The sequence below is a fragment of the Belliella baltica DSM 15883 genome (genome assembly GCF_000265405.1).
Classification (GTDB): domain Bacteria; phylum Bacteroidota; class Bacteroidia; order Cytophagales; family Cyclobacteriaceae; genus Belliella; species Belliella baltica.
The window spans coordinates 2,773,789-2,796,176 of record NC_018010.1 but is presented as its reverse complement, the minus strand read 5'-3'; the positions used below and the strand labels follow the sequence as shown (position 1 = coordinate 2,796,176).

Annotated in this window: 11 protein-coding genes; 9 read left to right on the top strand and 2 right to left on the bottom strand. The window is 34.3% G+C overall.

The window, feature by feature from the left end; genetic code table 11:
* Positions 1-35: 35 nt before the first annotated feature.
* Positions 36-875, bottom strand: coding sequence for a DUF4249 family protein (locus tag BELBA_RS12760; RefSeq protein ID WP_014773103.1), 840 nt, complete (start codon positions 873-875; stop codon positions 36-38).
* A 2-nt stretch (positions 876-877) separates the two neighbouring features.
* Positions 878-3,277 (bottom strand): TonB-dependent receptor, encoded by a 2,400-nt coding sequence (locus BELBA_RS12755; RefSeq protein WP_014773102.1) that lies wholly within the window; start codon positions 3,275-3,277, stop codon positions 878-880.
* A 665-nt stretch (positions 3,278-3,942) separates the two neighbouring features.
* Between BELBA_RS12755 and BELBA_RS12750 the strand changes: the two genes are divergently transcribed.
* The 9 genes from BELBA_RS12750 to BELBA_RS12710 all read left to right on the top strand — a co-directional run bounded on the left by BELBA_RS12750 (position 3,943) and on the right by BELBA_RS12710 (position 22,285).
* Positions 3,943-4,428, top strand: coding sequence for a cadherin-like beta sandwich domain-containing protein (locus BELBA_RS12750; RefSeq protein ID WP_041779362.1), 486 nt, complete (start codon positions 3,943-3,945; stop codon positions 4,426-4,428).
* Entirely contained in the window at positions 4,425-4,766 is a 342-nt protein-coding gene (locus BELBA_RS12745; protein ID WP_052307630.1) for a type IX secretion system membrane protein PorP/SprF, read from the top strand. Before BELBA_RS12750 ends, BELBA_RS12745 begins: the two co-directional genes overlap by 4 nt.
* 239 nt (positions 4,767-5,005) lie before the next feature.
* Positions 5,006-8,305: a PAS domain-containing sensor histidine kinase gene (locus BELBA_RS19100; protein WP_014773100.1), complete on the top strand. Its 3,300-nt coding sequence runs from the start codon at positions 5,006-5,008 to the stop codon at positions 8,303-8,305.
* Between the two features lie 84 nt (positions 8,306-8,389).
* Positions 8,390-13,561: a PAS domain S-box protein gene (locus BELBA_RS19095; protein WP_014773099.1), complete on the top strand. Its 5,172-nt coding sequence runs from the start codon at positions 8,390-8,392 to the stop codon at positions 13,559-13,561.
* A gap of 70 nt (positions 13,562-13,631) precedes the next feature.
* Positions 13,632-15,635, top strand: a complete 2,004-nt coding sequence (locus BELBA_RS12730; RefSeq protein ID WP_014773098.1) for a PAS domain S-box protein — start codon at positions 13,632-13,634, stop codon at positions 15,633-15,635.
* A gap of 141 nt (positions 15,636-15,776) precedes the next feature.
* On the top strand, positions 15,777-16,637 hold the full coding sequence (locus BELBA_RS12725) for a sensor histidine kinase (protein WP_169315107.1): 861 nt from the start codon (positions 15,777-15,779) through the stop codon (positions 16,635-16,637).
* Positions 16,637-19,714 carry a PAS domain S-box protein gene (locus tag BELBA_RS12720; protein ID WP_014773096.1) on the top strand — a complete coding sequence of 1,026 codons (3,078 nt, stop codon included), beginning with the start codon at positions 16,637-16,639 and terminating at the stop codon, positions 19,712-19,714. Before BELBA_RS12725 ends, BELBA_RS12720 begins: the two co-directional genes overlap by 1 nt.
* Before the next feature lie 318 nt (positions 19,715-20,032).
* Entirely contained in the window at positions 20,033-20,617 is a 585-nt protein-coding gene (locus tag BELBA_RS20435) for a PAS domain S-box protein (protein WP_342626408.1), read from the top strand.
* Between the two features lie 9 nt (positions 20,618-20,626).
* The gene (locus tag BELBA_RS12710) at positions 20,627-22,285 is read left to right on the top strand and encodes an ATP-binding protein (protein WP_014773094.1); all 1,659 of its coding nucleotides are present in this window, start codon (positions 20,627-20,629) and stop codon (positions 22,283-22,285) included.
* Positions 22,286-22,388: the final 103 nt, after the last annotated feature.

The window sequence follows — 22,388 nt, the reverse complement described above, 5'->3', positions numbered from 1 at the left end:
TAAGGAATCTAAACGATTCGAAATTGATTTTTTAATTAATCAGATTTATCTTCTACAATATTTACTACAGCACCGAGGTATGGACTGACCATAAAATAACCTAAAACATCTCCTTCACCATCCAAAGGACGAATATTTGAAACAGGATTTTGAGGTGGCGGACTAAACAAGCCGCCATCATTAAAGAGTAAATTCACTAATTGTGATAGGTAATCATAGACATCCAAATTCAATCTAAAAAGCTCTAAACGTACTCTATCGCCTTCATTAAATGCAAATCCACTTAATTCAAACCCTCGATCAAGTATAGAAGTCCCAAACGAATCATCAAAAAGCAAATAGTCAGATCTTCTATTTAGTAAAGTATCATTTCTAATAATTCTGATCCGATAATTATTATCATCTACAAATGGAATTTTCCCATAAAGTGTCAAATAATATCCTTCTTCTCTAAAAACTCTTTCTTCCTGATAGGCAAAAGTCAAAGAATCAAGTACGGGAGGCTCGAGCATCTTGCCTTGTGAAATATATTCTTTCCCCTCAATGATAACATGTAGTTCATAGATCGCCCCCAATTTACCAGTTACATTATTAACAGGAAGATAACTTTGAAACTGTTCATTAAACCTAAATCGAATTCTTTGATTATCCTCCAAATTCAGGATAAAAACATCTGCATCAGTTACTATTTCATTGGGATCCTCTGAATAATAATCTCTCGAAAAAGAAACTTGAACTTGATTAAGCCCAACAGTATTCGTCCAAACAGCTTCAATAACAGGAGTTCTTTCTGATTTTTGAAGATCCAAAAAAACCTCTTCTTGACAAGAGAAATTTAAAATGGCTAACAATATCAATAAAATAGAATTTCTCATTTTTAAAAATTAAAATTGTATGTTAAAGAAGGAAGGAAAGTAAATAAATAAGTCATAATTACACCCGGTCTTCTACTAGTGACCATTTCATTAGGTCCGGGCGTAAAATTAATTTGATCATTGAAAATCTCTGTAAATTGATATGCAAATGGATTTTTTCTTCCATAAAGGTTATACACACTAAAGTTCCAACTTCCTCTCCATTTTCTTCCTTTATCAGCATTTTTCCAAGTGACAGAAGCATCCATTCTGTGATAATCGGGAAATCTATCGTCATTTCTTACACCACTAAATAAAGGCAAGCGTTGACTGTCAACTTCGTACGATCCAACTGGAAAAGTTACCGCTTGTCCAGTGGTATAGACAATTGTCAATCCTGCTGACCATCTTTTATTAAATTCATGGTTCACTACCAATGTTAAATCATGAGGTCTATCAAATCTTGGATTATACCATTGGTCAAAGCTGATCCCTGGTACTTGTCTCCATGTTCTTGAATAAGTATAACTTAACCATCCAGTCGATTTACCTACATTTTTTCTTAATAAAAATTCAAGTCCATAGGCATAGCCATTTCCTGTAAGGATTTCCGTTTCTACATTATCTGTGAAAAGGATATTTGCACCTTGTCTTAAATCGATGATATTTTTGAAATCTTTGTAATATCCTTCAGCTGAGATTTCCCAAATGTTATCATTAAGATTTTTGAAAATCCCCACTGAAACTTGATCTCCTCTAATTGGGGGAACATATGTTCCTGCCAAAATCCATCGATCTATAGGAAGACCTGCTGAACTGTTGGATGCTACTTGTAAATATTGAAAGCTTCTATTAAAAGATGCTTTTAGTGAAAGTCCTTCATTTAATAAATATCTCGCTGCCAATCTAGGTTCTATTCCTTGAAAATCTTTTATTCTCTCAAATCTTCCAAAAACTAAAGAATCTATTATTTCTGCCTCGGGGCTTGGTTGACCTCCTTCATATCTGTAATCAACCCCTTTTCCCTGTTGCTGATAAATAGACCATCTTATTCCAGCCTCAACACTTAATTTAGGATTGATTTCCGTTGTCCCACCTATGTAAAGATTATTCTGAAGACCATTTCTTGGATTGGTTGCGAATGGCTCTATGGCACTCCCTGGTGTAGGAATAAGGCTAATTGGGGAAAAACTATAAAGCTGACTATGTGCACCCCATTTCAATTCCGTTTTTTCTGTAGCTTGATAGGTCCAAGTTGCCTTTAAGCCTGATTCTGCTAAGGTATTTCCCCATTTGAACCCACTATCAGGATCATCAAAATCCACATTATATTGGTATGAACTGTGATATGCAGTTAAGTCAAAAAAGAAGTTTTTGGAGATATTCCTATTCCATATTATTGATGAAACCCAATTGCTCCAACCTAATCCAAACTGAGCAGACAAACCTAAGTAATCAGATCCGTAGTAAGATGAAACAGTCAATTTATCTCTATCGCCTAAGAGAAAAGTAAATTTTCCATTCAAATCATAAAAATACAAATCATTGCTATTGATATTCGGATCAGAAGATAATCTCAAGAACATATCTGCATAAGTTCTCCTACCTGATATTGAAAAACTGGATTTATCGGATAAAAGTGGCCCATCTACAGTTAAACGAGAGCTTATTGTTCCTATTCCACCTTCCCCTTTTACTTTTTCAAAATTGCCTTCCTTCAACGAAATATCAATCACACTGGAAACTCTTCCACCGAAATTAGCAGGGATATTCCCTTTATAAAAATCAACTCCACTCAAAGCATCAGGATTGAACACCGAGAAAAACCCAAAAAAGTGAGATGGATTGTAAACAGGTGCTCCATCTATTTGAAGCAAGTTTTGATCTGCCGAACCACCTCTCACAAAAAGGCCTGTTGTCCCCTCTCCTGCTGTTTGCACTCCAGGAAGCAATTGAAGGCTTCTAAGCAAGTCAACTTCGCCAAATAAAGCTGGAATATTTTTGATCGTCTGAATAGGAACTACAGATTTTCCTAAATCCAAACTTCTGACATTTTCATCGGGTCTAGTACTACTTACAGTTACTTCTTGTAAATCTATATCTTCTTCTCTAAGAAAAAATTGAATTGGCTTAGTTAAATCTTTTGCTTGAATTACTCTAGCTACCTGCTCAAAACCCACAAAAGAGATAATCAATTTTGAAGGAAGATTCGTTAATTTAATTTGAAATTTTCCATCCAAATCAGTAGTAACACCACTACTCAAATCATCTTCCCAATAGACATTTGCTCCTGGAATGGGCAGATTTTGTGAAAAATCAAATACAACTCCTTCTACAAGGCTCTCATTTTGAGAAAAAACTGTTCCATGAGATACCAGTCCAAAACAGATAACAAATACTACAAAACGAAATAAAAATTGCATAAAGGGATTTTGCTTTCATTGGTAAACGCCAAAGAAGCATTTTTGATTTCCCAAATCAAACATTTTATTGATGTAACTATTGCTTTTTCTTTATCCATTTTCTAAGAAAGGCAATAACAATAGCAGCCAATAAAATAAATGGCCAAATATTCATAAGTCCCAAACAAAATAACCTAAACCTTTCCAGCCAATTACAAATGAATTGACAAGTTTATTGAAAAAGCCTAAATCTGGATTTTTGGCAACAGTTATATTTTCAGAAAGAATTATTTCTAAACTACTAAAGATGTTTGTCTTGTCATATTTTGTAAGCGTTTCTGAGAAATAACTAATTATTATTTACAAATCACTAATGGACCAAAATTTATTTTTTCAGTCTTTTTGAACGGTAAAAAATAAGAATATACCGATTTCCAGTTAGATTACATTTTTCTGTTTAATTCGTAAAAATGTGCGCTATCACCAATTTTTTACAAAAATCACCAAATATTTGTACATCTAAATTATTGCATTTCGTCATCAATAATATCTTAGATATGAAATAATATACTGACTTATCACATTATTCAAAAATCTTATTTTTAATATGTAAATTATTTTTTACAATTTTAGTCACCCTAAGCACCATTATTATAATTCAAATATCAATAAACACAGATTCTAACATGAGTCAGAAGATTTACAAAAGAAATTATTTAATCATTGTTGTATTATTTTTATTTTTCAGTAATACTCAAACAGGTTATTCGGTTGAAATCAATAATTTGAATGACCTCAATCAGCTAACAAATATTAGCAGCAATAAGGGAACACTGAACCCTTCATTCGATCCAGACATTTATCAATATAATGTCCAAGTATCATTTTTAGATTCAGAGATTATATTAAGAGCAGAAACTGATAATGCTTCATTATTGATTCAAGTCAATGGTAACAATCCTAGAGCAAGTTTTAATGAAACTAGAGTTCCTCTTGTCTTTGGTACAACTTCGATACCCATCAACCTTATAAAAGATGGTCAAATTGTAAATCAATACTTTGTAGATGTTATCCGACCTATTCCAACAACTGAGGAAATAGATGATTGGAGAACATTAATCAAGGATCTATCAATTTTGGCGATATCTTCTTTGATAAAAAGCCTCGCGTGAGTGTTTTCCAATCAGGTTTTAGACACACCATTTCTCCAGTAGTGAGCATCGCTTCGCACGTCATGTACAGGGCGCAAGATGATCTTCCAAACCATTTTGAAGCTAATATAAAAGGCATTTTCATGGATAAGATTTGGGTTGGAGTGGGTCATAGAGTAGATTACGCTAATAACTTCACATTTGGAGTGGTGCATAAGCAAATCAAACTGGGATATACCCATGAAATCCCAACTAACAAATCCTACCTCATCCCTCAACCAACACATGAATTTATAGCTACTTTCTCACTTTGGAGAAAATATGGTAATGGAAATGATGGTGATATGGTAATTTGGTAATTTAGAATATCAATAATTCTGATTATCTGCTTTATTTCAAATTTCTTCTAGAAAATACTGCAGATAATCAGATTTTTAAATGCATGCTATTATTCAGATAAGTTTTTTATAAGAAACTTTATTTATATCCTTTAAATATTGATATTGAGCTATTATTACCAAACTAAAGTGATCATATCTAATCCCCATGATTTCTTTACTTGATTTTTAATAAATAAATAGCCAAGTTATCTGAGTGTATGGAAAAGGGTAATTCACGTTTTCAAGCCATCTTTGAAATTGTACCTATTCCTATCTGGGAAGAAGATTTCTCTGAGGTGAAAGCTTATCTCAAAGAATTAAACTTGATAGGAAAAGATGAAATTTCAGTTAGAAAATTTTTTATCGACAATCCCCACCATTTAATTATTTGCGTTTCAAAAGTAAAATTATTAAACCTCAATAAAGCTTGTTTAGACCTTCACCATGCCTCTACTAAAGAAGAATTACTTGAAAATTTCTCCTCAATTTTTGTTGAAGAATCCCTTGAAACCTTGAGGGAACAGTTATTAGCTATTTGCTGTGGATCTGATCATTTTGAAGTTGATACCAAGATCAAAACCTTAGATGGAATTATTAAGCATATTCACTTAAAATGGACTGTAGTCACTGGATATGAAGACTCTCTAAAAAGTGTCATCATCACAACAAATGACATTTCAGACAGAATTCAATCGAGAAAAAAAATTGAAGATAGCGAAGCAAAACTTCTTTATGCACAGCAACTCGCTAAGATTGGAAATTGGGAAATTGACCTCCCAAGTCAAGAATTAACCTTATCTGATGAAATTTATAGAATTTGGGAAATTGAGAAAAATGAAGATGATCCTAAAACAGATTTTTTCATCTCCACTATCCATCCTGAAGATTTGAATCAAGCCTATTTGAACTATGAAAAAGCGATCAAAAAAATAAGTGCAGCGGATTTGAAGCTGCGCATTATTCTAAAAAATGATCTCGTAAAATGGATACATATTAAAGCCAGTATTGAAAAGGATGAAAATAATATTCCAATTAAGATAGTAGGTACTGTTCAAGATATCACAGAGGAAGAAACCCTCAAAGAATCTCTTAAAGAGCTTATCAAAAGGTATCATTTTGTTACAAAGGCTACTTTCGACACAGTTAGAGATCTGGATTTGGAGACAGACACAATTTTTTGGGGCGAAGGAATCAATAGTGTTTTTGGATACAACCGCAATTCCTTTGATAATTTCAAAGAGACATGGATTAATCTCATTCATCCAAATGATCGATCTCGCATATTTGAAAGTATGCAAAAAGCAATTCAAAATAATTCGGACATCTGGCAGGAGGAATATCTCTTTAAAAAAGCAAATGGAAGATACGCTCTTGTAAATGACAGGGCAATGATCATTAGAGATCCCAAAGGTCAGGTAAAAAGGTTCGTTGGGGCGATGCAAGACATCACTAATCAAAAGAAATCCGAAAAGGAGCTCAAAGCAAGAACTCAATTTATTGAAACCGCATTAGATAATTTACCAATCGGTATCGCTGTAAATAGCATAGATTCTGGCGAGGCAACATTGATGAATAAGCAATTTTCAGAAATCTATGGTTGGCCTGAAAAAGAGTTGCGTGATGTTGAATCATTTTTTGAAAAAGTATATCCTGATCCAGCTTACAGAGCACAAATGACGGCTCAAATCATCGCTGACATAGAAAGTGGTGATCCCAGCAGAATGGAATGGAGTGGAATAGAAATCACAACTAAATCTGGAAAAAAGAAAATTATCTCAGCCAAAAATATTCCTGTTTATGATCAGCAAATCATGATCTCAACGGTAATCGATGAAACTGAAAAAATTAAGGCTGAAAAAGCACTACAATTGAGCAATGAAAGATTCCTTTATGCTACAAAAGCTGTTTCTGATGCTATTTGGGATTGGGATATTGAATCTGAAACAGTTTTTTGGGGTAGTGGTTATGAATCCCTTTTTGGCTATCAATCAGATCAAATGTACGTCAAGGACGACTTGTGGGAGACCAAAGTCCATCCAGATGACAAAGAAACCATCTTAATTGATGTTGAAAAAGCTCGTAAAGATCCTAAAATTAACAAATGGAAAGGGGAATATAGATTCAAAAAGTCAAACGGAGAGTATGCTTATGTTCTTGAAAACACAGTGATCATTCGAAACAAAAATGGCAACCCAATCCGGATGGTCGGCGCCCTACAAGATATCTCCGACAGAAAGAAGTCTGAAGAAGCACTCTTAAATAAAACGCGCTATCTCGAAACCATCTCCAAAGTAGTCGAAGCGCTTTTATATTACAATGACTGGGAAACTGTTTTAAATGAAAACTTAAAAACCATAGCAGAAGCAGTGAATGCTGATAGAGCTTATTTTTTGAAAAACTTTAAAGAATCAAACAGCCAGGAATTGTCTGCAAAGCAAATTTATGAATGGGCCAAAGATGGAATTTCACCACAAATCAACAATATCAATTATCAAAAAATCCAGCTATCTCGCTATCCAGATTTCTTGAAAGAAGTTTCTAGAAAATCACATTTTGCAGCCCTAACTTCTCAAACTTCTGGTGAAACAAGAAAGATTTTAGAAGAACAAGAAATCAAATCAACTCTTCAAATTCCCATTTTTATAAACGATAATTTCTTTGGATACTTAGGTTTAGATGATTGTACCTCCGATAAGATTTGGACAGATGAAGAAATCTCATTTTTACAAACATTAAGTACAAATTTCGGAGTGGCAATCGAAAAAGCTGAATTTGAAAAATCACTCACAAACCTCAACTACGAGTTGAAAATCAGTAATAAAAATCTAGAAATATCAAATTCTGAATTGGAGCAATTTGCTTATGTTGCTTCTCATGATCTTCAAGAGCCATTGCGCATGATCACGAGTTTTTTGACTTTAATCGAAAAAAAATATCAAGATAAATTAGATGAAAAAGGTAAAAAATACATCTATTTTGCTACTGATGGTGCTAGAAGAATGCGTGATATCATTTTAGATTTATTGGAGTTTTCAAGAGTAGGAAAAGTCGGAGAAGTAGAAAATCAAGAATTTGACGTAAACAGTCTCCTAGACGAAATAAAAGGATTGCTCAAAGTCCAAATCCAAAACTCAAAAGCGGAGCTAGTCACTTCTAACATTCCAATTGTGATCACACAAAAATTGGCACTTAGACAACTTTTCCAAAATCTGATTTCCAATGCTATAAAGTATAAAAAATCAGAGATCAACCCAATTGTTGAGATCAATTGTGAAGAGAAGAAAAACGAGTGGATTTTTAGCGTAAAAGACAATGGATTGGGAATAGCTCCAGAATATCACGAGAAAATATTTGTTATTTTTCAAAGACTTCATGACAAAACCGAATACTCAGGTTCAGGAATTGGGCTTGCTATTTGTAAAAAAATAGTAGACTCTTTAGGCGGCAGGATTTGGGTAGAATCGGAACTAGGGCTTGGCAGTATATTTTATTTTAGTATTCCAAAAATAAATAAATAAAAATATGCTCAATTCTTATAAATGCTTACCTTTTGACAACCTAAGCAGCCCAGCTTTCAATCAAAAGCAATATCCCACATCTCAATGAAAGTCGACAATCGTCCCACCAATAATATCCCTCAAAAAAAAGTACTGAAAGTAATAGCAATTGGAGCTTCTGCAGGTGGCTTGGAAGCTTTACAGGATTTTTTGTCGCACCTCCCTCCTATTGAAAATGTTTGTTTGATCATCGCTCAGCATTTGAGTCCTTCACACAAAAGCATGCTTGTGTCTCTTTTGACTAAAGAAACCAAATTAGAAGTTGCTGAAGCCATTCATGGAGATAAATTAGAAAGCAATAAAATATACATTACTCCACCAGATAGTGAAATTACTATTTACAAGGGGAAAATTATTTTAAATAAACCTTCTTCAGCAATTGGTCCAAAACCTTCCATTGATATCTTGTTAAAGTCTCTATCAAAAGACTTTAAAGAGAATGTAATTGCAGTCATTTTATCTGGAACAGGCTCTGATGGAGCCGCTGGAATCTTCGTTGTAAAAGAAAATAAAGGCTATGTAATTGCTCAAGAACCCCATACAGCCAAATATGATGGGATGCCTATTTCGGCTATCAACACAGGTGTAGTAGACGCCATCCTTTCACCTGATAAGATCGGTGAAGAAATACTAGATTACATCATCAATCCAAATCATGAAATCCAGCAATCATTAGAGGCAGAAGGAACTTTAAATAAAATTTTTCAAATCCTCAGTGACAGAACAGGAACCGACTTTACCAATTACAAACCTGCCACTATCGGTAGAAGACTCAACAAAAGATTAGCAAATTTCCATATAGATAATTTAGAAGATTATCTCCAGATACTAAGAAATGACCCTAAAGAAGTGGACGAAATGTTTAATACCATTTTGATAGGGGTAACTTCATTTTTTAGGGATCGATCCGCTTTTCTAGCATTGGAAGAGCAGATCAAAAAAATCATTGCTAGCAAAACGAAAACTGACACCATCAGAATTTGGACACCAGGCTGTTCCACAGGTGAAGAACCTTATTCAATTGCCATCACATTTGACAAAATCCTTCGTGAAAAAGGGCTCTCTATCCCTGTTCAAATTTTTGCTACAGACATCGATGATCGCTCTATTGACTTTGCCAGAAAAGGAATTTATTCAGAAGAAAAAATATCTAAACTTCCCAAAGAAACTCTTGATACTTACTTCACTCCAAATGTGGAAGGATTTACCATAAATAAAAATATCCGTGGAATGATCTTGTTTTCCAAACATAACCTGATCAAAAACCCACCTTTTTTCAAATTGGATTTAATTTCTTGTAGAAATCTCCTGATCTATTTCGATAATTATTTACAAAATCATCTTATTCCCCTTTTCCACTATTCCCTACTTCCAAAAGGATTCCTATTTTTAGGCAAATCAGAAACTGTTGGCCAATTTGAAAAACTCTTTCAAACCTTGGATGGAAAAAACAAAATCTATCAAAGAAAACCTGGGGAAAGCTTGAGAAAATCGAAGTTGCAATCCCATCCCATTTTAAAAACCAATAGTCAACAACTAGAAAGTAAATCAAATGAATCTCTAGTGACAATTAATGACTTGATCAAGGAAACCATCTTTAAAACGTATGAACATCCTTATGTGATTGTCAATGATGAATTTGAAGTTCAAGAGATTCATGGTGATATCCGACTTTTTCTCAGCCTTACCTCTGGGAAAGCAAACCTGAACCTTTTCAAATTACTCAACTCAGAACTTCAGATTGAGGTAAGATCAATTTTAATAAATACAATCAAAGAAAGAAAGGTTACAAAAAGCAGCATAAGAAGATTTACACTTTTTGAGAAGACTTATTTTGTAAGAATAATTGCTAAGCCCTTGATTTTTAATCATAAAATCAAGGATCTCTTTCTTGTGATTTTTGAACAGTTGGACTTAGAAGATTATGTGTCCAAAGGTATTGTCACAAATGATAGTAAAAATGAAAATCAACGTGTGGCTGAATTGGAAAATGAACTTTTGGCTACAAAAGAACAAGTTCAAACCTACATCGAAGAGATAGAAACAAGCAACGAAGAGCTGCAGTCTCTCAATGAAGAAATGCAATCAACCAATGAAGAACTGCAATCGACAAATGAAGAATTGGAAACCAGCAATGAAGAACTGCAATCTACTTACGAGGAAGTTCAGATTGCTTACTCAGAATTGAAATCCACACATGAAACCTTAGAACTTAAAGAACGAGAACTTCTCGAAAAAGAATACAACCTCAAAGCTTTGTTGAATAATTCTCTTCAAGCATTTTTACTAATCGATGATGCATACGCTGTAATTGAATGGAATCAAATTGCGAATGACCTTTGGAATAAGCTGAGAAAAGCGAACATAAAGAAAGGTGAAACTATCCTAGACCTTATTTCAGAAGAAAACCTCGAAAACTTTATCAAGCAAATTAGAGAAGCTTTCAAAGGAAAAACCATCAAAAAACAGCTCAAAGAATCTAGTGTTGATAAAATAGAATATTGGTTTGAGTACTCGATTACTCCCGTTCAAGATCATACTGGACAAGTAAAGATTATATCTATTGGACTGATAGACATCACTGAAAAAATTGAAGTTTCAGCAAAACTCAATAAATCTGAAAAGCTACTCACCTCTGTATTTAACGCCAATGGCACAGGCATTTGCATTACAGATTCATCAGGCAAATTTATCGAAGTCAACGACGAATATTGTAAGATTTATGGTTACAGCAAAGAGGAATTACTTGGACAGCATTTCACAAAAGTAGTCCCATCCGAAAATAGAGAAGAGCTCGAAAAACTTCATGACGACTTTATTTTTGGCAAAGAAGAAATGAGCAAAGAATGGATTGCAAAAAGAAAGAATGGTGCCTTGATCGATATTTTTGCGAGTCCAAGGCTACTTATTTATGAAGATGGATCTCGCTACAAAGTAACATCAGTTAGAGATATTACTGAAAACAAGAAATATAAAAACATCTTACAAAAATCATCAGATTCTGCCCTTGTTGGTGGATGGGAATATGACAATATTACTGGGGTTTTTGCGCTTTCAGAAGAGGCCAAAAATATTTTTGAAATACCCAAATTGACAGAAAATCTTTACTCATTTTCTTCAAATATGTTTAAAGATGAAGCAAAAGTCATCTTAGACAAAGCCATGAAAGATGCTCTAGAAAAAGGTGAAGCTTTTGATCTGGAAATACAAGGACATAATACCAATGACGATTCCATTTGGGTAAGAATCACCTGTAAACCTATAGTTTACAATAATAAAACATTGAAATTATTTGGTACACTTCAAAACATAACTCAGCAGTATTTTCTACTTAAAGAACAAAAAAGAACCTCAGATCTACTTAAAAGAACTGAAGCCATATCTAAAGTGGGAAGCTCAGAGTTCAACCTCCTCACCAAAGAGTCGGTTTGGTCCGATGAATTTTATAGAATTTGTGGATTAGATAAAGATACCCATCGAGCTTCATTTGACTTGCGAATAAGCCTAATTCACCCTGATGACAAAGAGTATGCACTCAAAATCTATCAAGATGCAATAGAAAAAGGAGGAGATTATGAATTAGAAAAAAGAATCATCACTCCAGAAGGAATCATCAAACATATAAAATCTGAAGGAACTGTTGAGCTAAATGAAAGTGGAATACCAAGCCGAATGATCGGGGTATTTAAAGACATTACCGAACAAGTTAGGAATGAAAAAATTGCTAAAGAAAAAGAACAAATCTTCAAAAACCTCTTTGATAATGTCAGTCATTTGGCCGTACAAGGTTTAGATGAAAATGGTCAAGTAGTATATTGGAACAAGTCAAGTGAAAAGCTTTATGGCTACAGCGAAAAAGAAGCTGTAGGAGAAATCATCTCAGACCTTACGGCTTTGGATAATCAAAAGTCAAATTTGATGATTGAATTAAAAAGCATGATTCAAACTGGCCAAAACCTCAAGTCAAGAGAAGAAATTCATAAGAAAAAAGATGGGTCGATTGTGCCTGTATTTGTGAATTACACATTGATCGAGATTCCAAATAGACCAACCCAAATTTTTAGATTCAACATAGATATCTCAGAGGCTAAATCAGCAACTGATGCTTTAATACAAAGTAATTTAAGATATGAAATCGCTACAAAAGCAACTTCTGATACCATATGGGATTGGAATTTAGAAACTAACACGGTCATCAGAGCGGAAAACTTCAAAACCATCTTCGGGCATGAAATTGACAAGTTTTCTTCCAACAATAAGTATTGGCTTCAACTCATTCATCCAGATGATAGAAGGGGCATTTCTAGAAGTTTAAACAAGTTTCTTGACAGTGACCAAGAGCTTTGGGAATCTGAATTTAGATTAATAAAAAGCAATGGTGAGTATGCTATCGTTCTAGATAAAGGGATATTATTAAGAGATAGTAACAATAAGCCAATTCGAATGATCGGTGCTACACAAGATATCACCGCAAGAAAAAATGATGAACAAGAGCTCCTCAACCTAAGCACTCAACTCATTCGAAGAGCAAAAGACTTGGAAACCTCTAATGCTGACTTAGAGCAATTTGCTTATGTCGCTTCTCATGATTTGCAAGAACCTCTGAGGATGATAACCGGATTCCTTTCTCAACTTCAAAAAAAATATGAAGATATTTTAGATGAAAAAGGGAAAAAGTACATCTACTTTGCAACTGATGGTGCCACTAGGATGAGGCAAATCATCTTGGATCTATTAGATTTTTCAAGAGTGGGAAGAATCAAAGAAAATGAACAAAATATTGACATCAACGAAATCCTAGAAAATATTCTAATCCTCAATAGCCGACTGATTGAAGAAAAAGAAGCTCAGGTAAGTTTTGAATCCATGCCAATAGTTTATGCTCAAAAAACTCCTTTGCAACAAATCTTTCAAAACATCATCAATAATGCTCTGAAATATCAAAAGCCAAATCAAAAACCTATAATCAAAATCAAAGCTGAAGATCAAGGAACGAATTGGCTTTTTTCAATTTCGGATAATGGGATAGGAATCGAAAAGGAATATCTAGTAAAAGTCTTCACAATCTTCCAAAGACTGCATACCAAAGCAGAATATGAAGGAACAGGATTAGGTCTAGCGATCTGCCAAAAAATAGTACAAAATTTAGGTGGAAAAATATGGGTCGAATCAGATATAGGTAAGGGAAGTGTTTTTTATTTTACTATACCTAAATAGCATTAAATTAAAACTTATATTTGACCATAGATGGTTTTGTAAATTCATACGAATAGCTAAATATTATTTCATGAAATCAAAAAGCAGAAACATTTTTTATAAATACCCCCTACTCTCAGGTATTTTGGTTTTTGTACTTATCACTGGATTGCAATACTTTACAGTCAAAGAATATGACTTAAAAATCAGCAATGAAAACCAAAGGGTAAAAGATTATAGTAATCTTATTCAAAAACAAATTTCTAATGCTATCGCAAGTAGCATTTCCACTACCAAAGTTCTCAAATATATTGAAGAAAATTATGGTATTGATGAAGGCTTTGATACCATCGCTGCAGAGCTTCTAGAGACAAACAGGTTCATCGATGCAATTCAACTTGTGGAAGGTGGAAAAATCAAATTCACTTATCCTTTAGAAGGCAACGAAAACGTCATTGGCTATGATATTTTGGCAGAGCCAAATCTTAGAGACGAAGCTCTAAAATCCATTGAAAAAAGACAACTTTATTTTGCAGGGCCACTCAAGTTGAAGCAAGGAGGAATAGGAATAGTGGGTAGAAATCCAATTTTTAAAAATAATGAGTTTTGGGGTTTTGCTGCTGTAATTATGAAATTTGATTCATTTTTGAAGCTATCAAATATTGATACTTCTGCAGATAATCCATTTTATGTCCAATTTTCAAAAATAAATAATATTACAGGTAAAGAAGAGCTTTTCCTTCCCCCTGCTACTGATGATTATACAGGATTCGAGGATTCTTTTACCTTGAAAGAAGGAGATTGGAAAATCTCTGTTCAACTCAAAGAATCTACCGCTTTTAGAGAAGTCTTGCCTTTTTTGATCTTGCGTGTAGTTCTTTCCGCTGTTTTAGGGTTTATTGCCTATTACTTAACAAAGCTCCCTTCCATCCTGAACGACAAGCTAGATGATAGAACACGAGAATTAAAAGAAAGTAATCAACGCTTTGAGTATGCGTCGATTGCAACTTCAGATGCAATTTGGGACTGGGATTTGACATCAGGGCACGTATTTCGTTCTTCTAATTTTGAGAAACTTTTCGGACATCGGATAGACAAATACACCAATAATAAAGATTTTTGGATCAGTCAGATCCATGCAGAAGACTATCCAGAGGTAGAGCGGGCAATGCTGTCTTTCCAAAATGGTACAGACGAATTTTGGGAATCTACTTTTCGATTCAAAAAGGCGAATGGAAAATATGCCTATGTTTTAGACAAAGGAATTATAATCAGAGATCAGGATGGTAAAGCTCTGAGAATGATCGGAGCAACACAAGATATAACTGCCAAAAAATTAGCTGAGAAAGAATTAGAGAACGAAAGAGAATTTTTAAAATCTCTGATGGAAAGTCTCTCTGAAGCCATCGTAGCTTGTGATGAAAATGGAAAAATCATTATTTCAAATCGTGCAGCAAGAGAAATCCATGGGATGGAAGTCAAAGAAACCATGCCTGAAAATTGGGGTGAAACTTATGACCTTTATCACAAAGATGGTAAAACACTCCTACGCAAAGAAGAAATACCACTTTATAGGGCATTTCGAGGAGAAAAAATCATCGAAGAAGAATTCAAAATCATACCTCAAGGAGAGTCTGAAAGAACAGTCTTGGCAACTGGAACTCCGATTACTTCTTTAGAGGGGAAAAATCTCGGTGCTGTCGTAGCGATGAAAGACATCACCAAATCAAAATCCAACGAAAGAGAACTTTTACAACTTAGCCAAGAATTGGCTATCAGAGCTCGCAAACTAGAAATTTCCAATACTGAATTAGAGCAATTCGCTTATGTAGCATCACATGATTTGCAAGAACCACTTCGCATGATTACAGGATTTCTCAATCAGCTTGAAGTCAAGTATCGAAATGTTCTTGACGAAAAAGCTCAAAAATACATCTTCTTTGCTACTGATGGAGCAAAAAGGATGAGACAAATCATCCTAGACCTTTTAGAATACTCTAGAGTTGGAAATTACCACGAAAAGGAAGAAGAAGTAGCTGTAGATCAAATTCTCAAAAATATCATCATTCTCAATAGAAGGATAATCAATTGGTAGTACCTTCTTTTTTACCATTCCAAAAATCAAAGAAGTAAAATGAAGCCAGGCTTTAAAATTGCGCTAATTTATTTGTTCATAGGTGTGATTTGGATTTTAACCAGTGACCTCCTTCTAGATTTTATTCTTGAATCTACTGGCTTGGAAAAATCAACAAGCTATCAATCCATAAAAGGAATTTCTTATGTGACTATCACAGCTGTTCTTTTATTTCTTTTGGTAAATAAATTTTACTCAAACTTATCTGAGAAAATCGAACAATTAGAATTACTCAATAAAAAGCTGAATCAACAGTCTAGGAAACTTGAAAATTCAAATAGAGATTTGGAACAAATGGTTTATGTAGCTTCTCATGATTTGCAAGAGCCTTTGAGAATGGTTTCGAGCTTTATGGGGCAACTTCAGCAAAAACATAATGAAGAATTAGACCAAAAAGGAAGGCGCTACATCAAGTTTGCACTAGATGGGGCTGAAAGGATGAAAAGAATCATTCTTGATCTTTTGGACTTTGCCGAAGCAGTAAATATTGAAGAGAGTACCGTCACGATCAACCTCAACGAGCTGATGGAAAAAGTAGTAGCTTCCCATCAAAGAACAATTCATGAAAAAAAAGCAGTGATCACTTGGGAGAATATGCCTGAAATCAAGGGGAAGAAAATTCAACTAATACAAGTTTTTCAAAACTTGCTATCAAATGCACTGACATACCACAAAGAAGACACCATTCCAAAAATCCATATTGGTTTTGAGAATAAATCAGACACTTATCAATTTTCTATCAAAGACAATGGGATAGGAATTAATCCAAAATATCAAGAACAAATTTTTAATATTTTCAAACGACTGCATACCCAAGATGAATTTCAAGGCACCGGAATGGGCCTGGCCATTTCTAAAAAAATAATCCTCAATTTAGATGGGAAAATTTGGGTAAATTCCTCTGAAGGAAATGGCAGTACATTTTATTTTACTCTTCCAAAATCCAAAAATAGTCCGCAGTAATGAACAATAGTCTTAATCTAAAAATTTTCGAAGCCTCACCGCTTCCCTCCTTGTTGATTTTAAAAGATGAACCAAAGTTCACTTTACTTGCTGCGAATAAAGCTTATTTAGAAGTAACCAACAGCAAAAAAGAAGATTTGATTGGAAAAGGACTCTTTGAAGCATTTCCAGCAGAAGTGAATGAAGCAGAAGGTGATGCAGAAAAGTTATTATCTGCAATTCAGAAAGTTATAGACACAAAGCAAGCCTACAAAGCACCAGTACAGAAATATAAAATTCCCGTTAGAGGAACTGAAGAGTACCTTGATATTTACTGGGATCCTATGTTCACTCCAATTTTTGATGAAAAAGGTGAGATTTCTCATATCCTTCACACAACGGAAGATATTACTTCAACAGTCCTCGTAGAAAAAGACCTTGAGTCTTCAAACCAAAAATGGGATGACTTGATTTTCACGATTGATGGTATATTTTGGGAAGCGAAAATCAACCCACTTCAATTTACTTTTGTCAGCCCTCAAGCAAAAGAAATGCTTGGTTATGATACGGAAGAATGGAAAGCACTAGGGTTTTGGGAATCAAAAATTTACAAAGACGATAAAAATTTCACGATCAATTATTGTGAAAATCAAGTTCAAAAGGGTCTCAATCATAATTTTGAATACAGATTTGTCAAAAAAAATGGAGAGGTTATCTGGATGAGTGATGTAGTATCTGTCATAAAGGAAGATGGCAAACCAAAGCTCCTCAGAGGAATAATGACCAATATCAATGACAGAAAAAATGCAGAAAAAGAAAGAGATAAAAACAGATCCAAACTAGAAAATATCCTCGATAGATCCCTAGACGTCATCTGCACCATTGACCAAAATGGTTTTTTTAGAGACATGAGTTCAGCTTCTATCAATATTTGGGGTTATCAGCCTCAAGAAATGATCGGTAGAAAATTCATGGATTTTGTTCATGAAGAAGATAAAGAGAAAACCAAAAAAGCGGCGGAAGAAATCATGAATGGTCTCAATATGACCAATTTTGAAAATAAATATCACAGAAAAGATGGTTCTATTGTACCCATAGTTTGGTCTGCAAAATTTGATTCACGAGATCAAATCATGTATTGTGTGGCAAAAGATGGAACTGAAAAACAAAAATTAGAAGATAAAAACAAATTACGCTTAGCCATCAATTCGATTTTTACCGAAGATTTGGATCTCAATCATATTGCAAGCAAATCCTTAAAACTTTTCTTAAAATATTCTCAATTGGACTATGCAGAGCTTTGGATGCTTAGCTTGGATAATAAAAGCATGATATTGGAGGCTTATGATGGGCCTGAACATATCAAACCCAAACGCGAAATTCGTGAATACAATGGAAAGGTCGGCCTGATGTCAGAAATTAGTAAAAGGGAAGACTTGCTCTACATTGAAGAACTTCAAAAACACAAAAGTGTAGCGAGAAGCGAATTTTTAATCAAACATAACTTCAAATCTGCGATATGCTATCCTGTAAGATTTGATGGAAAAGTAATTGCTGGGATATTGCTCTGTAGCATCGATAAAATAGTTGACCTAAAAGATATCCCAACTTTAGACATTGAATTCTTGGTTCAACTGGGATCAATGATTAAAAGAAAAAAAGCCGAATATGAATTGAATCTATTTTTCGATCTTTCTCCAGACTTATTATGTATTGCAGGGTTTGATGGCTATTTCAAAAAAATCAACCAATCCTTTGTCAAAACACTTGGATACACTGAAGAAGAAATTTTAAGCATCAGCTACAACGACTTCACACATCCAGAAGATAAAGGAAGCACACAGTCAACAGTAAAAAAACTAAGTGATGGAAATAACATCACCTATTATGAAAGTCGCTACAAAACAAAATCCGGTAAATACATTTGGCTAGCCTGGACATCAACACCTTTACTAGAAGAAGGATTAATTTTTGCGATAGCTAAAGATATTACAGAAAGAAAAAAACAAGAAGAAGCGCTAAAAGTATCAAACAAAAAAGTATTTGAAATTCTTGAAAGTATCCAAGATGGATTTTGTGCATTGGACCAAGATTGGAAGGTGACCTATTGGAATACAGAAGCAGAAAAACTCTTGCTCAAAAAAAGGGAGCTCATCTTGGGGAAAAATATTTGGGAAGCATTTCCTGAGGCATTGAACCTAAACTTCTACTCCTATTTGGATCAAACCATGAAGGAACAAAAACCAATAAGGTTTGAAGAATATTTTTCTCCCCTCAACCTTTGGTTAGATCTCAGTGCTTTTCCTTCTGAGGATGGAATAACGGTTTATTTTAGAAATATCAATGATCGTAAAGCCGCAGAAGAACAAATGTTGGATTTAAATCTTTCTTTAGAACATAAAGCAAAAGAATTGCAAGAATCGAATGCTGAATTGGAGCAATTTGCATTTGTAGCTTCTCATGATTTACAAGAACCTCTCAGGATGGTGACGAGTTTTCTTCATCAACTCAAAAAGAAATATTCCCCAGTCTTAGACCAAAAAGGACTTCAATACATTCATTACGCCTCAGATGGCGCTGTGAGAATGAGGCAAATCATTCTTGACTTACTTGATTACTCAAGGGTTGGTCGTGTTGAATACCAAATAGAAAAGATCAATTTGAACGAGCTGATGAAAGAAATCAGCAGAATCAACCATACTGTTTTAGAAGAGAAACAGGCGCTTTTAACATGGGATAACTTACCGGAAATCAATGGTGAAAAAGGTCCTATTTTTCAATTATTTCAAAATTTCATCTCCAATGGCCTCAAGTATCAAAAGAAATCTGTCAACCCAAAGGTGCATGTTTCTTTCAGAGAAAACAGGGAATATTGGGAGTTTGCAGTCACAGATAATGGAATAGGAATTGCAACTGAATATCAATCCAAAATCTTTGAAATATTTCAAAGGCTTCATCACAAAGACGAATATTCTGGTACTGGAATCGGCTTAGCTATCTGTAAGAAAATCATAGAAAAATACGGAGGAAAGATTAAACTTGAATCTGAAGTTGGAACAGGAAGTAAGTTTGTATTTACCATTAAAAAGAAAATATAATTAAAATCATTTTAATTATAACATTAATAAAATTTGTATAAAATTATGCATAATACTTGATGAATTGCATTGGGATTTGTCTTAAATTTAAACTGTAAGATCGCCCCAAATCTTCTTCAGATATGCCCAGCAATAATCAAAAACTAATCTATGGAATCTTAAGCATTTCCCTATCTCTATTCGTACTAGGAATAGTTTGGATTGCCAATCTAAATTTTGAATTTCAAATACTTCCCATCCTAACAATTGTTCTTTCATCCTTAATTTTTTTCATAGGAGCAAAACTCAAAAACAACCTCAAATCAGACCAAGTCTTATATAAATATTTCTTCCACTCCAGACGAGTTTACCACAGCATTTGAATTTGCTTCTATTGGAATGGGATTGGTTTCTTTGGAGGGTAGATTTTTGAAAGTGAATAAAAGTCTTTGTAACCTATTAGGCTACACATCAGAAGAATTTACAAAGCTGACCTTTCAAGAAATCACCCATCCAGACGACCTTGAAAGAGACCTTGAATTCGTCTATAAATTGATTAATGATGAAATAGAAAACTATCAAATTGAGAAACGCTATTTTACTAAAAATGGGAATGTAATTTGGATCAATCTCAGTGGTTCCAAAGTCAAAAATCCTGACGGAAGCTTCAAGCATTTTATTGCACAAATTGAAGACATTACACCTAGAAAAAATGCATTTAAGAAAATCGAAGAGCAGAATTTTCGAATCCAAAATATCATTGAAGGAACGAATGCTGGTACTTGGGAATGGAATGTGCAGACGGGTGCGACTATATTCAACAAGCGATGGGCTGAGATGATTGGTTATACTTTAGAGGAATTAGAACCAATCAGTATCAAAACTTGGCTAGAAATCGTCCATCCTGATGACGCCCCTATCTAAGAGCAAAAATTGAAGGAATGTTTTGAGAAAAAGACGGAGTTCTATACATGTGAATGCCGAGTGAAACACAAAGAAGGTCACTGGATTTGGGTTTTGGATCGGGGTAAAATCTTGTCTTGGACAGAAGATGGCAAACCTTTGATGATGTTTGGTACACACATTGAAATCACTAGCTTAAAGCAAAATGAAGAGGAGCTCGTAAAAAGTAAAGCATTTTTGGATACTGTATTGAACGCTGTAGATGTAGGAATAGTAGTTTGTGATGAAGATGGTAAATTGACTGCTTTCAATCGAGCAGCTACAGACATGCAAGGCATTCCTTTCAAAGCAGTGGGTACACAAGATTGGTCCAAGCATTATAGCCTTTTGAAAACTGATGGCATCACGCCATTACCACTTGAAGAAATCCCATTACACAGGGCCTTAAAAAACGGTCATTTGGAAAATGTTGAATTCATTATTCAGCACCTATCTGGCAAACAGATTAACCTAAGTTGTACAGGTGATCAAATAAAGGATCAAAATGGAAATCTTTTGGGAGCAGTGGTGGCCATGACTGACATCACAGAAATCAAAAAATCCACGAAGGAAAATGAAGAATTCGGACTCAAATTCAAAGGTATATTCGATTCCACATTTCAATTTATCGGTTTCCTCAGCCCTGATGGAACACTTCTAGAAGCCAATCAAACAGCTATGAATTTTGCAGGCTTGGAAGCAAGTGACCTGATAGGAAAGAAATTTTGGGATTGCTATTGGTGGACCATTTCCAAAGAAACGCAAGAAACACTCAAGTTAAATATTGAACGAGCTGCCAAAGGCGAATTTGTTCAGTATGAAGTTGAAGTTTTGGGTAAAAATAGCACCACAACTATTCTTTTTAACCTTAAACCTCTTTTCAATTCTACTGGAGAAGTCATCGCTATCATTCCTGAAGGTAGGCCTATTCAAGAAATCGTCGATGCAAGAAATGCTCTGCTTCACAAAAATGAAGAGCTCGAAAGATTTGCAAGTGTAGCTTCCCATGATTTGAAAGAGCCGCTGAGAATGATCAGCAGTTTCATGACTTTATTCCAAAAGAATTATGGAGATTTGTTAGATGAAAAAGCCAAAAAATACATTCATTTTTCAGTGGATGCAGCTTCCCGGATGACAATTTTAATTAATGATCTTCTCAATTATGCAAAAGTTGGCAGCGAAGAAGCCCCTATTGAACTGATCAAAACCAATGAAATGCTTGAAAAAATAGTGCCTTTGTTTCATGCGAGTTTGGAAGAACAGAACGGAAAAATAATAATTGAGGAATTACCAGACATTCTAGCTAAGACTACGCCTATCAAAATGCTTTTTCAAAACCTTATCGGAAATGCATTAAAATACCAAAAGCCAGATTCCTCCCCTCTAATAAAAATTAGTGGAAAAGAAAATAGTGAAAGTTGGGAATTCTGTGTACAAGATAACGGGATAGGAATTGCTCCTCAATATTTTGAAGAGATCTTTCAAATGTTCAAAAGACTCCATACCAAAGAAGAATATGCAGGAACAGGAATGGGATTAGCCACTTGTAATAAGATTGTAAAACAGCATGGAGGAGAAATTTGGGTAGAATCTGAAGAAGGTAAAGGCAGTCATTTTTATTTCACAATCAAAAAACAAAATATGAATTGAAAAATTATAGTTACGAAATAATTTTCAGAATTTCAGTGAAAATAATTATATCATTTCGCTTTTTTATATTTCATATTATATTTAATTTCATTTCGATTAGATC

Excerpts from the sequence above, each read along its gene's own strand:
- BELBA_RS12750 (WP_041779362.1), top strand. The coding sequence starts at position 3,943 with ATGAGTCAGAAGATTTACAAAAGAAATTATTTAATCATTGTTGTATTA.
- BELBA_RS19100 (WP_014773100.1), top strand. The coding sequence starts at position 5,006 with ATGGAAAAGGGTAATTCACGTTTTCAAGCCATCTTTGAAATTGTACCT.
- BELBA_RS12720 (WP_014773096.1), top strand. The coding sequence starts at position 16,637 with ATGAACAATAGTCTTAATCTAAAAATTTTCGAAGCCTCACCGCTTCCC.
- BELBA_RS12755 (WP_014773102.1), bottom strand. The coding sequence starts at position 3,277 with ATGCAATTTTTATTTCGTTTTGTAGTATTTGTTATCTGTTTTGGACTG.
- BELBA_RS12730 (WP_014773098.1), top strand. The coding sequence starts at position 13,632 with ATGAAATCAAAAAGCAGAAACATTTTTTATAAATACCCCCTACTCTCA.
- BELBA_RS12760 (WP_014773103.1), bottom strand. The coding sequence starts at position 875 with ATGAGAAATTCTATTTTATTGATATTGTTAGCCATTTTAAATTTCTCT.
- BELBA_RS19095 (WP_014773099.1), top strand. The coding sequence starts at position 8,390 with ATGAAAGTCGACAATCGTCCCACCAATAATATCCCTCAAAAAAAAGTA.